The sequence below is a fragment of the Bartonella vaga genome (genome assembly GCF_037070895.1).
Taxonomy (GTDB): domain Bacteria; phylum Pseudomonadota; class Alphaproteobacteria; order Rhizobiales; family Rhizobiaceae; genus Bartonella.
Map to the genome: position 1 here is coordinate 15290 of NZ_JAYMZK010000009.1, position 13133 is coordinate 28422.

Genomic DNA, 13133 nt, shown 5'->3' on the forward strand with positions numbered 1-13133 from the left:
ATCTTTTATCGCACTTACAGTGAAAAAAACTACCCCTCTCATTTCAATAAGACAAGAGTAGTTCTTACTTTGAATGATTTTTTGTGTTGTTATATCTTTTCAAGAAAAGTGAAGAGAAAATAGCAGCTAGATTTATTCCTGTTATGATCGGAAAGTTTAGTGAGGTGCGTGAAGCACAGCAAGCGCGTGGATTAGATAAGAACGTTTTTGTTTTTGCAATGCCATTGATTATACGGACGATAAGAATGGCTTCAGAGGTTGCTGAAGCCTTAGATGCGCGTTCTTACGACGCTGATGATAAGATGTAATGATTGTAAAGTATTTACCAAGAAAGGGCGGTCAATGAATACAAAAGATTTAACCTATATTGCTTTATTTGCAGCTATTCATGCAATTTTGGGACTTTTTCCTCCCATATTTTTATCTATTTTTTTCGGTCTACCTATTACAGCTCAGTCTATGGGTCCAATGTTAGCAGGATCTATACTGGGAGCAAAAAGAGGAGCTTTAGCATCGATCCTTTTTCTAGTGCTTGTTGCTGTTGGATTGCCTTTATTATCTGGTGGGCGTGGGGGGCTTGGAGCTCTTTTAGGAATTGGAGGGGGCTATATGCTTGCTTATCCAGTTGCTGCATTTTTTATTGGTTCTATGGTTGAATTGTTTTGGCAGCGGTTAAATTTTCTTAAATTATTTGCAATAAATGCTGCGGGTGGTATTGGGATTGTCTATTTCTTTGGAATAGTATGGACAGCGTATGTTTTGCATATTCCTTTGTTGCTAGCTTTAATAAGTGCATTAGGTTTTTTGATTGGTGGCTTTTTAAAAGTATTGATCGCATCTTTTATCGCACTTACAGTGAAAAAAACTACCCCTCTCATTTCAATAAGACAAGAGTAGTTCTTACTTTGAATGATTTTTTGTGTTGTTATATCTTTTCAAGAAAAGTGAAGAGAAAATAGCAGCATTATGAGATTTTATATTTATTTTATAATTTAATGAATGCATATGTAAAATGAAATATGTTGTTATTGAGAATAATATTATTATTTAGAATCCAAACGAAAAATTAAAAGTCGTGCTAGAATCAGGGCGCATATTTGTTTTCGTCTAAAGGAATTCAGTCTACATGCTCACATCATTCTGTAAAAAGCATACTTTATAAGGATATGTTCGAAAATCTTATTCCCTCACCTTTATTTATGTATCCTTCATCTTAAAAAAGCATAAATAAAATCAATAAGTTGTACGTGATAAAAGAAGGAGTGGTGCCCAGACGCGGATTCGAACCACGGACACGCGGATTTTCAGTCCGCTGCTCTACCAACTGAGCTATCTGGGCACGCTTCACAAAACATGTTAAACGTGTGCGGTTATAACATTAAAATTTTCTCTGTCCAGCCATCTAAAGAAAAATAATTGATTTTTTTGTAAGTTTATTTTCGTATTCTAGGCAACTACAGTTACCCTTTACATAAAATAAACTTAATAAGTGTATCATGGTACGTTAGTGTATGGTTATAAGAATGTGGTTTTGTCACTGTGATGAAGCAAGAAAATATTTTTAGAGAATCAATCTGCAAACGTAATTAAAAAAGATATTTTAATGAGATTTCTGAGTATTTTAGACTTATGAAATAAATAGAAAGCACTGCTTGTTTTATTTAAGGGAACTATTGGAATGATTTTTTAATAATTGTTTTTCTTTAAAATGAAGATAAGTCATCCAAAAGGGGATAAATAATCATGTTAGAACAACCAAGTCATCGTCCAAAAAATCCTAATTTTTCTTCAGGGCCTTGTAGTAAGCGACCTGGCTGGACTTTTGAAGTTCTTAACAATGCCTTAGTTGGGCGTTCGCATCGATCTAGAGTAGCAGAATTAAGACTCGCTGAGGTTGTTAATTTAACCCGTGAGATTCTTGAAGTGCCTTCTGATTACCGGATAGGTATTGTTCCTGCTTCAGATACTGGTGCTGTGGAGATGTCTCTATGGTCTTTATTAGGTGAACGTGGCGTTGATATGGCAGCGTGGGAGAGTTTTGGTTCAGGATGGATTACAGATGTTGTTGAGCAATTAAAGCTTACTGATGTGCGTCGTTTTGAAGCTCCTTATGGTGAACTTCCGAATTTAACACAACTGGACTTTGATCGCGATGTTGTTTTTACATGGAATGGAACAACTTCTGGTGTGCGCATTCCTAATGCAGATTTTATTCCAGATAAGCGAGCAGGATTGACAATTTGTGATGCAACATCAGCAGCTTTTGCTCAAAATCTTGATTTTTTAAAATTAGATGTTGTTACTTTTTCATGGCAAAAAGTTTTAGGAGGAGAGGCGGCACATGGTATGTTGATTTTAAGTCCTCGTGCTGTCGAACGGCTTGAGAATTATGTTCCTGCTTGGCCTATACCCAAAATTTTCTGCATGACAAAAGATAGAAAATTGAATGAAAATATTTTTAAAGGGGTAACAATCAATACACCTTCTCTAATATGTGTGGAAGATTTTCTCGATGGATTAAAGTGGGCAAAGTCGCAGGGTGGTTTGCATGCATTAAGAGCGCGAGTTGAGAAAAACTTCGCTGTACTTGATGCTTTTGTCAATAAAACACCTTGGTTAGAATATTTGGCAAAAGATCCTCAAGTACGTTCTAATACATCTGTTTGTTTAGATATTGTAGATCCAGTTGTTGCTGCTTTGGATATTGAAAAGCGGGCATCTTTTATAAAAGCGATGGTAGATCGGCTTGATGAAGAAGGAGTTGCTTATGATATTGGTTCATATCGAGATGCTCCTCCAGGGCTTCGGATTTGGACAGGGATAACAATTGAAGCCTCTGATCTTGAAATTTTAACGCAATGGCTTGAATGGGCGTTTCAATTTGAAAAAGCTCGACTTTAAATAAATCTTTGTGCTTTTCATAAGGCATTTTTTCAGAAATAAAGAATACAGGGAGATTATGATGATCTTTCGTATTTTTGTATAAACAAAGAAAGCTTCACATGGCTTACAAATCGCAAAAGATCACCAAGGAAGAGGAATTATTTGTTAGGTGTTTGCTAATGCAATAATAAAAAGTTTTATATTTTTCTAGTTTTTGTAACAAAAATGACTGATTTAGAATGAAGATATATTTTATATGTTGGTATTTGTTTGCCTTTATTATCATTAATCTGCAAATTGAAAAAAAGCTGAAATGAAGAGTCGCACTTATTCTAAGGTTTCGTTATAAAGAAGCGTTTGTTTTTGGATGCGATTTTATTTGAGCAAATACACGGAGAAAGTTATGACCAATGTAGTAGTTGTTGGCACTCAATGGGGAGATGAAGGAAAAGGTAAAATTGTAGATTGGTTGTCTGAGCGGGCAGATATCGTGGTGAGATATCAGGGTGGTCATAATGCAGGTCATACATTGGTTATTGATGGGGTTAGTTATAAATTATCGCTTTTACCGTCTGGTTTAGTTCGTGAAAAATTATCAATTATTGGCAATGGTGTTGTCGTTGATCCTCATCACTTTGTGGCAGAATTAAAAAAATTACGTGATCAAGGTGTGAAAATTACACCAGAAACTTTACGTATTGCTGAAAATGCTCCATTGATTCTTTCTTTGCATCGCGATCTTGATGCAACTCGGGAAAGTGGTTTATCAGGCTTAAAAATTGGTACAACAAAGCGCGGTATCGGTCCGGCTTATGAAGATAAAGTGGGACGTCGGGCTATTCGAGTGATGGATTTGGCGGAACCTGATACACTTATGGCCAAGATTGAACGACTTCTAGGGCATCATAATGCTTTGCGTCGTGGGATGGGGGTTGCAGAGATTGATCCTCAAATGCTTTATGATGAGTTGATGCAAGTAGCGGGTGAAATTCTACCCTTTATGGATTGTACGTGGCGTCTTTTAGATGAAAGTTATCGGATAGGAAAGCACATTCTTTTTGAAGGTGCACAAGGTGCTTTACTAGATAATGATTTTGGAACTTATCCTTATGTGACGTCGTCCAATACAGTTGCTGGGCAGGCATGCACTGGTTCAGGTATGGGACCTGGTTCAATTCATTATGTTTTGGGTATTGCGAAAGCATATACAACCCGTGTTGGAGAAGGGCCATTCCCGACAGAGCAGATAAATGAGATTGGCAACTTTATTGGAATGCGTGGCAAAGAATTTGGCGTTGTCACTGGTCGTAAACGTCGATGTGGTTGGTTTGATGCTGTCCTAGTACGTCAAATGGTAACGATTTGTGGCGTTCAAGGTATAGCATTGACAAAGCTTGATGTTTTGGATGGTTTAGATGAAGTTAAAATCTGCATTGGCTATGAGATAGATGGAAAAAGAATTGATTATTTACCTTCTTCTGTAGGAGCTCAAGCTCGTGCAAAGCCTATTTATGAGACATTAGAAGGTTGGAAGGAAAAAACAGCACGTGCGTTGAACTGGGAAGATTTACCTATACAGGCTATCAAATACATACGCTACATTGAAGAACTGATCAATACACGAGTGGCTTTATTATCCACTAGTCCTGAGCGTGAGGATACTATCCTGATTACTGATCCTTTTGCAAATTAAGCAGTATTTGTAGATTTTTTTTGAAGAGCAACGTATAAGAGTGAGTGAGAAAAAGGCGCAGAATAGCATTGTTTATTTCTTATATTCATTTTAAATTATTATGATAGTTGTATCAAATACATGACAATCAATTTAGAAGGCTAAAGTAAAGGCGTTTTTAGCCTTACGACTGAGATTTCTTTTCTTAATTTGAGAAATAGAGGATATGATAGATTTCATTGGAATCTTAAAAAAAGCAATCAATGCCCAAAGCAATGCTACACCACAGATGCGTAAGCGGATTTATAAACGAGCTATTGAAACACTAGAACATCAGTTTGTAACGGCAACAATACCTCTAGCAGTGGCGGATGAGCAAAGAAAGATTTTGCAAAGTGCTATTGCGACTGTTGAAGAAGAATACTTGGTGGTTGAAAAGAAGTTACTTTCTTCAGTTATTGGATGGAAACATACAAGTATAGCTGAAGATAACAGGCTAACGCAAAGTTCTGTATTGCCTAGAGGTAATGAATTCTCTGTGGTGGAAATGGGAGAAAGACAAAATTTTGCTACCACTTCAGAGGATAACAAGGTATTTGGTGAGCCCTGTGTAACAGTTTTTCCAGACGCAGAGGCCATCAATATGGAAGCTCATTTTGTTTCTCAGCGTGCTGATGACAATATTTTAAAAGCCTCTGCTTCAGATTCTTCTTCACAAGTAGATAATCCGCATATTGTTTCGCATATTTTTTCTCAGGCTTTGCGTCGTGCTAATCGAACATCGATGCAAAGGCGTATTCTGGTAAATGTTGCTGTTGTTGCTAGTTTTATCATTTTAGTTGTCGGTATTTGTTTTGTTGGTGGACGTGTGTTTGTTTCAAATGATAGTCAGTTGTCTTGGGAAAACCTTCAAGCTTCTCATGTGTTACCAAAAGCACTTTCTGTTAACCGAAAGTTAACACAGCGTTTGTTAGAGAATGGGAGTGAAGTTGATGTCGGTTTAGATCAAATGGAAGATTCTTCTCATGAAGAAGGAATCTCAACAGTTACTGCCAACGATTTGCAGCCACTTGAGCAATCAGGTGAAGCTGTTTTTTATCAAGCACGTACAAATTATGCTGCGGAAAAAGTAGCAACGGGGAGTGCTCGCTGGAAGTTGATAAAAGAGTCGCGTGTAAAGGGCGCTTTAGAAGAATCGGCTATACAAGGTGATATAACGATTCCAGATGAAGGGTTATCATTACGGTTAACTTTACGTCGTAATACCGATCCGTCTTTTCCTGCTGCATATATGATGGACCTTATTTTTACTCTTTCTGATAAATTTTCAGGTAAAGCTATAAGCAATGTTCAGGCATTAACTTTTAAAGCAAGTGAACAATCTGTTGGGCAAGCTTTAACACGAACTGTTACAGCAAAAATTGCTGATGATTTTTTTCTCGTTGCTTTGAGTGGAAATCATCCATTCCTTGACAGAAATTTACAATTGATGCGGGAGTTAGATTGGATACGTTTGGTGTTAACTGATAAAAACGGACGTATAAACGAATTAACCTTTACAAAAGGTTCAACTGGCGAATCTATTTTTAATAAGATTATTGGGCAATGGCTTGCGCAACCAGATAAGCTAACAGTTCTCCGACAGAGGCAATAAAATGCTAAGAAGAACGAGGTAAAAGGTCGGAAAAAAACCTCCATCGCCAAAAAGGCTCTTGTAGACTAATTCAGGAGTTTAAAATTAATTGTACGTATTTTAATTTCCTCTTAGGAACGTGTTAACAATTAATTTTATATCTAGCTTTGGGATAAAGAAAAAAGCCTGATAGAATCCTGTACTTTTTCAAATGCACGCATTTCAATTTGCCTCACACGCTCCCGACTTATGTTGAATTCACTTGAGAGCTCTTCTAGTGTTAATGGTTTATCGCTTAAACGACGTGCTTTGAATATACGCTTTTCACGTTCGTTTAGATTGTTCATGGCATTTATTAGCATTGAACGGCGGTTTTCCAATTCATTTTGTTCAATCAAAATCTGTTCCTGATTGTGAGAGTCATCAACCAACCAGTCTTGCCATTCGCTGTTTTCACCTTCCTTTGTGCGAAGGGGTGCATTGAGTGAAGTGTCACCCCCGAGTCGACGGTTCATCGAGACAACTTCATCCTCTGTGACATTTAATTGGGTTGCGATTTCTTTTACTTGCTCTGCGTTAAGATCGCCACCGTCAAGCGCTTGAAGCCTACTTTTTAATTTACGAAGATTAAAAAACAGGCGCTTCTGATTGGCGGTTGTCCCCATTTTTACCAAACTCCAAGACCGCAATACATACTCCTGAATCGATGCTTTAATCCACCATATCGCATAGGTCGCAAGACGGAAACCACGTTCTGGTTCGAACCGCTTAACAGCCTGCATAAGTCCAACATTACCCTCTGAGATGACTTCTCCCATGGGCAGTCCGTAACCTCGATACCCCATTGCAATTTTTGCTACAAGACGTAAGTGGCTAGTTACCAACCTATGCGCAGCCTTCAGATCATTATGTTCACGGTAACGCTGAGCTAGCATGTACTCTTCTTTTGGCTCGAGCATTGGAAAACGACGTACTTCTTCTAGATAACGATTTAATCCTCCGTCACCCGTTGCCACTGATAGCAGATTCATATGGGCCATATAGCACCCTCCTTTTGCATGAATTCCCTAATAAGGCGAACTCTATTTTTAGACATTATAAATATCTCTCCAGCTTCATCTTAGCATAATTTTCAATTTTGTTCAAAAAGAGATGTTTTATTATGAAAGCCCGAAAAAGCTAAAAGTTTCAATTTATTTTTTAAACTTCTTGATAAGTTCAGCCATATCTTGAGGAAGCGGTACAGAAAAAGACATAATTTTACCTGTAGCAGGATGTTCAAAAGTAAGACTGATGGCATGGAGTGCTTGTCGGTTGAGTTTATCGATCGCATTTTTAATCATAGGATCAAGCGTATTTGATTTTGTTTTAAAAGCATTTCCGTAGACAGCATCACCTATAAGCGGGTGTCCAATATGAGCCATATGTACACGAATTTGGTGGGTACGTCCAGTTTCTAGACGGCATTCCAGAAGACTGGCACACGATGTTGTATTTGCACAGGTTCGATATTTTTCAAGTAAACAAAAATGTGTAACAGCGTGGCGGGCATGAGGACTTTGATTATGGATGACAGCTTGCTTTGTTCGGTTATGGGGAGAACGGCCAAGAGCTGCATCAATTTTCCAAATATTCCGATTTGGAATGCCCCAAATTAAAGCGTGATATCGCCGATCTAATGCACTTGTTCTTCCATGGTCAGAAAATTGGGCACTGAGGCTTTTATGAGCAAGGTCATTTTTGGCCACAACCATAACACCACTTGTATTTTTATCGAGACGATGGACAATACCAGGGCGCTTAACACCGCCGATACCAGATAAGCTATTTCCACAGTGATAGATAAGAGCGTTGACTAACGTTCCTGTCCAATTGCCATTGCCGGGATGAACAACAAGACCAGCCGGTTTATTAATGACAATGACATGATCATCTTCAAAAAGAATGTCCAATGCAATGGCTTCACCGCTAGGTTCTGCATCACGAAGAACAGGCATTGTCAATTCGATTATTTGGTTGGGTTTTAGTTTTGTTTTTGGCTCCTTTATTAATTGACCGTCAACTTTAAGATAGCCTTCACGAATGAGAGTTTGCATACGTGAACGTGACAATATACTATGATATTGTTTAGCAAGCCACTGATCTATCCTTTGCCCAAGAGCACTTTCATCCGTTATTTGCTGTGTTATCATACAATTCCTATGATGCTTTTAATAAGATTTTTTACCAGTATGAAATTGCTTTGCTATCAAGAAATTCTTTAATTCCCCAGTGTCCACCTTCTCGAGCGCGTCCAGAAAATTTTACGCCTCCAAAGTAACTACCATCGGGTAAACTGTGTCCGTTAACCTCTACCATACCAGATTTTACTTGTGCAGCAATACGACGACATTTGTTGCGATCTTGCGACTGTATATAGTTTGTGAGTCCGTACTTGGTGTCATTGGCTAAGGTTACAGCTTCATCTTCTGTGTTAAAAGTAACAATCGAGAGGACTGGACCAAAGATTTCTTCTCGGAAAATACGCATATTAGGCTTTACATCTGCAAAGACTGTTGGTCGTACATAATAACCGCGTTCCATCCCCATCGGTAAACCAGTTCCACCCGCTACAAGTGTTGCACCTTCATCAATTCCAGATTGAATAAGTTCTTGAATTTTTTTATATTGCTGCTTTGAAACTACAGGACCAATATGATTTCCTAGTTGGTGGCTTGGGCCTACTCTTGTTTTTTCTGCAACATCTTTGGCTATTTCGATGGCTTTGTCATAGATAGATTTTTCCACCAACATACGTGTTGGTGCGTTACAGCTTTGCCCACTGTTATAAAAGCACTGATTTACGCCACGTTGAATAGCATCTGCATCTGCATCAGCAAATATGATATTAGCTCCTTTACCTCCAAGCTCGAGAGAGACTCGCTTTAAAGTGCTGCTGGCATTTTTGGAAATATCTTTTCCTGCTCTAGTTGATCCAGTAAAGCTAATCATTTCCACATCTGGATGAGAAGAGAGGTAAGAACCAACGTTAGCGCCATCACCGTTAATTAAATTAAAAACGCCTGCTGGAAGGGCAGCTTCATCTAAAATTTCAGAAAAGAGCATAGCAGAAAGAGGTGCAATTTCAGAGGGTTTTAAGACCATGGTACAACCAGCTAAGAGAGCAGGAATAACTTTAAGAGTTACTTGATTCATGGGCCAATTCCATGGAGTAATCAACCCTACGATTCCAATAGGGTCATAATGAAGAATGGCTTGCTCATTTCCCTCTATTAAAATGTCTTGAAATGCAAACTCTTTGTAAGCTTTTATAAAGTTGCGAATATGAAAACTACCGCTTGCAGTTTGTGCATTGAGCGCCATATCAATAGGCGCTCCCATTTCCATTGAAATAGTTTTTGCCATATCTTCTGAGCGTTTTTCGTAGATTTCTAAAATTTTTTCAACAAAGCCAAGACGTTCACTAGGCAGGGTTGTTTTCCAAGTTTGAAAAGCTTTTTTAGCAGCATTAATTGCTTTATCTACGTCTTTTATGCTACTAAGGCTAATGACAGCGCAAGCTTCTTCTGTTGAAGGATTTATAACATGTAAATCGTGCGGAGTGCTTGGATCATCCCATAAACCATTGATATAAAATTTTCGCTTATCCAGCATGATTCACTCCCTATTTTTGTGTTATTAGATTTTGTTATATTTGAGCCTTTTAAAACAAGAATAGCAAGAATAATCTCATAAACGATAAGGAGATTTTTTTGTTTTATGGCGATGTAATGCGGAGAACTGAAGGAGCATTTCTTGTACTAACAGTTTTATCATTTTTACTAATCATTTGTATGAAATGAATAGGCAAGAAAATAATTAGCAATTTTTCTATAATCTTTTAGCGTAGAGTTTTCTTTAAAGTGTATGAAATACAGTTGTACGATACCGTAGATTTTACAATTTACTCAATATGCATAAAGAAAGTTTCATTAAAAGGAATAATGACATTATTTTTTTTGTTTAAAATGATAGCTAGCAAAAGGTTATTAACCTTCGTATCATAGTATCTATGCATTCTTTTTGAAGAGGTAGTCGTCCTCATTGCTATAAGTTTGTTGGGTATCATGCATAATTCGAAAACAAAATCCATTTCTACATCTTCTTTTTCTGATGACAGTGCATCAGAAGGGAATTCATCTGTTAAGATTGCTGAGGTATATCCTTATCCAGAGGTATGGAAAAAGGCATTCACTCTCGGACAAAATGTACGTTTTACGCGAACGCCTGAAGTTGAGATTTTGCGTCGTCGTATAGAAACAGACCCAGCTTTTGCAAAACAGTTTAAAGTTTTTACGAAGCAGGAGAAAAAAAATCTTACAAACATTATACACAGTAACAAGAAAACAAAGGATCCTGCATCAATAAAAAAAGTAATTAATCCTCAATTGCTCGAGAATAAAGCATCAATTTGTTATTCAACGGTTTTGAAGTACGTGTCACAGCAAAATATCAATATATCGCTTGAGGATGATACAGGAGAGCATAAATTAGAAGCAGAAAATGCGGTAAAAAAAGTAAAGCCTGGTTTTCATCTTTCCGATAACGCATTTTTTGAGTGTGAACCTTTTATTTTAGAACAAGTTGATGTTAAAATGTTAGAAGAGAATGTAACATCGGTTAATTTCAACAGTAATGAGACAGCATCTGATGTTTGTTCAGCCTTTGATGAGTCAATTACTGCTCTTTACCGTATTCTTGAATACCGTTTTCCACAGTTTTACGATTCTATTACATCAGAATCTGCAGGGGAAGAGATTCAGAAAATTGAACAAACGGCGGATTTAATGCACGTAAAGGATGATGCTGTTAAAGAAGCTAAAATGTGTCATTCTGAGTTTGTTGTTGAGAATTCTGCCGATACACTAAGAGATGTTGAAGCTGCTATAGAAACTCAAGATGGCGATAATATTGTTAATTGTATAACAGAAGATGTTGCAAAGAATTCAGAAGATTTTTCTGTAACAGAACCAAAAAATAAAACATTGCGCTCTACAAGTACATCGCTAGGCAATTACGATTCTTCTCTTACATTAAATATTCAATCTCTTGATTATGGTAATTATGAATTTCCTCCGGTCAATTTATTACAGGAACCTGTTTTTCATGAAGGTGCAATGATTCCGCAGGAAACATTGGAGCGCAGTGCTGGACTTTTGGAAAGTATTTTGGAGGACTTTGGAATTAAGGGTGAAATTATCCATGTCCATCCAGGACCAGTGGTAACAATGTACGAATTTGAGCCTGCAGCTGGGGTAAAGTCATCGCGTGTCATTAATCTTTCTGATGATATTGCTCGTTCTATGTCTGCTATTTCAGCTCGTGTTGCTGTGATTCCTGGACGTAATGTTATTGGAATTGAGTTGCCAAATGTGGTTCGTGAAACTGTTTATTTACGGGAATTAATCCAATCAAATTCTTTTCGCAAAAGCCAATTTAAGTTAACTCTTGCTTTGGGGAAGGGGATTAATGGTGAACCTATAATTGCAGAATTAGCGAAAATGCCTCATTTATTGGTCGCGGGAACAACCGGATCGGGAAAATCTGTTGCGATTAATACAATGATTTTGTCGATTCTTTATAGAATGACACCAAAGCAGTGCCGTTTGATCATGGTTGATCCTAAAATGTTAGAACTCTCTGTTTATGATGGTATTCCACATCTTTTAACACCTGTTGTAACTGATCCAAAGAAGGCTGTAACAGCTTTAAAATGGGCTGTTCGAGAAATGGAAGAGCGTTATCGCAAAATGGCTAAGTTAGGTGTACGTAATATCGATGGTTTTAACGCAAGGGTTGCGCTTGCAGCGCAAAAAGGTGAAACAATCATGTGTACTGTACAATCGGGTTTTGATAAGGAAAGTGGGGAGATGCTTTATCATGAGGAAGCAATGGATTTAACACAGCTTCCTTATATTGTTGTGATTGTCGATGAAATGGCCGATCTCATGATGGTAGCTGGTAAGGAAATTGAGAACGCTATTCAGCGTTTATCACAAATGGCTCGTGCAGCAGGTATCCACCTTATTATGGCTACTCAGCGTCCTTCTGTTGATGTTATCACTGGTACAATTAAAGCGAATTTTCCTACCCGTATTTCTTTTCAGGTAACATCAAAAATAGATAGTCGTACAATTTTAGGAGAGCAAGGTGCGGAAACACTTTTGGGCCAGGGAGATATGCTTCATATGGCAGGTGGTGGACGCATTGTACGTATTCATGGACCTTTTGTTACTGACGAAGAAGTTGAATCTGTAGTTGCGCATCTTAAAGTACAGGGAAAACCTGATTATTTAGCAACGGTAACGAATAGTGAAGACGATAATAAAGATAATGAGTCTGGCGATTCAGTTGCTAAAATTTCTACGGAAAAAAATCTTGTTGATGATGGTGAGGAACTTTATATGCAAGCTGTAAAGATTGTTATGCGTGATAAAAAATGTTCGACATCTTATATTCAGCGCCGGCTTGCTATCGGTTATAATAAAGCAGCTTCTCTTGTTGAGCGCATGGAAGAACAAGGTGTTGTAGGAGCAGCTAATCATGTTGGAAAGCGTGAAATTTTGCTTGATGAGTACAATCAATAAGAAAGGCAATTTAAAAAAAAGCGCTACTTTAAATACCTGACGATTTTTATTTTAGTTGTTAATACGCGCTTTATTCTATGGAAGTCTGTTTTGTTTCCTGCTTGTTTTTTAACTGTGAAATAGTGGAAATATTGAATGGTTAGTTACACAACAAAAGTGATGTCTTGTATTCAGTATAATGGGGTGTAGTATAGGGTGATCAAAGCAGGAGGAAGAGATGTCTTTAGATTAAGCTAGAATGGAAAGAAAATTAAACAGACTTTCATATGATGGCAGGTGACTTTTATTTTATCTTCTGATTGGAGAAATATTTTTTGTC

General features: G+C 37.6%; 8 protein-coding genes, 1 tRNA gene and 1 pseudogene. 6 read left to right on the plus strand and 4 right to left on the minus strand.

Translation table 11 applies throughout. The features are described from left to right. Nucleotides 1–119 precede the first annotated feature (119 nt). Nucleotides 120–308 (plus strand): annotated as a pseudogene (locus tag WCP76_RS05720) (CbiQ family ECF transporter T component); the annotation flags it as partial. Nucleotides 309–342: 34 nt separating this feature from the next. Further along, entirely contained in the window at nucleotides 343–897 is a 555-nt protein-coding gene (locus tag WCP76_RS05725; RefSeq protein ID WP_336294721.1) for a biotin transporter BioY, read from the plus strand. A gap of 366 nt (nucleotides 898–1263) precedes the next feature. Here WCP76_RS05725 and WCP76_RS05730 read toward each other — a convergent pair. Then, nucleotides 1264–1339 (minus strand) — tRNA-Phe (locus WCP76_RS05730). A 404-nt stretch (nucleotides 1340–1743) separates the two neighbouring features. On the opposite strand from WCP76_RS05730, the gene WCP76_RS05735 reads away from it, so the two are divergent. The 3 genes from WCP76_RS05735 (at nucleotide 1744) to WCP76_RS05745 (ending at nucleotide 6209) form a co-directional block, all read left to right on the plus strand. Further along, entirely contained in the window at nucleotides 1744–2901 is a 1158-nt protein-coding gene (locus WCP76_RS05735; protein WP_336294722.1) for a phosphoserine transaminase, read from the plus strand. Nucleotides 2902–3286: 385 nt separating this feature from the next. Continuing rightward, complete coding sequence (locus WCP76_RS05740) at nucleotides 3287–4576, plus strand: adenylosuccinate synthase (protein ID WP_336294723.1); 1290 nt, start codon at nucleotides 3287–3289, stop codon at nucleotides 4574–4576. Between the two features lie 205 nt (nucleotides 4577–4781). Beyond that, complete coding sequence (locus WCP76_RS05745) at nucleotides 4782–6209, plus strand: hypothetical protein (protein WP_336294724.1); 1428 nt, start codon at nucleotides 4782–4784, stop codon at nucleotides 6207–6209. 140 nt (nucleotides 6210–6349) lie between these two features. On the opposite strand, the gene rpoH is transcribed toward WCP76_RS05745, so the two are convergent. The 3 genes from rpoH to WCP76_RS05760 all read right to left on the minus strand — a co-directional run bounded on the left by rpoH (nucleotide 6350) and on the right by WCP76_RS05760 (nucleotide 9842). Continuing rightward, complete coding sequence (gene rpoH / locus WCP76_RS05750) at nucleotides 6350–7228, minus strand: RNA polymerase sigma factor RpoH (RefSeq protein WP_336294725.1); 879 nt, start codon at nucleotides 7226–7228, stop codon at nucleotides 6350–6352. 153 nt (nucleotides 7229–7381) lie between these two features. Beyond that, nucleotides 7382–8380, minus strand: a complete 999-nt coding sequence (locus tag WCP76_RS05755) for an RluA family pseudouridine synthase (RefSeq protein ID WP_336294726.1) — start codon at nucleotides 8378–8380, stop codon at nucleotides 7382–7384. A gap of 31 nt (nucleotides 8381–8411) precedes the next feature. After that, the gene (locus WCP76_RS05760) at nucleotides 8412–9842 is read right to left on the minus strand and encodes an aldehyde dehydrogenase family protein (RefSeq protein WP_336294727.1); all 1431 of its coding nucleotides are present in this window, start codon (nucleotides 9840–9842) and stop codon (nucleotides 8412–8414) included. 452 nt (nucleotides 9843–10294) lie between these two features. Here WCP76_RS05760 and WCP76_RS05765 point away from each other — a divergent pair, with 452 nt between their 5' ends. Further along, on the plus strand, nucleotides 10295–12814 hold the full coding sequence (locus WCP76_RS05765; protein WP_336294728.1) for a DNA translocase FtsK: 2520 nt from the start codon (nucleotides 10295–10297) through the stop codon (nucleotides 12812–12814). Nucleotides 12815–13133 lie beyond the last annotated feature (319 nt).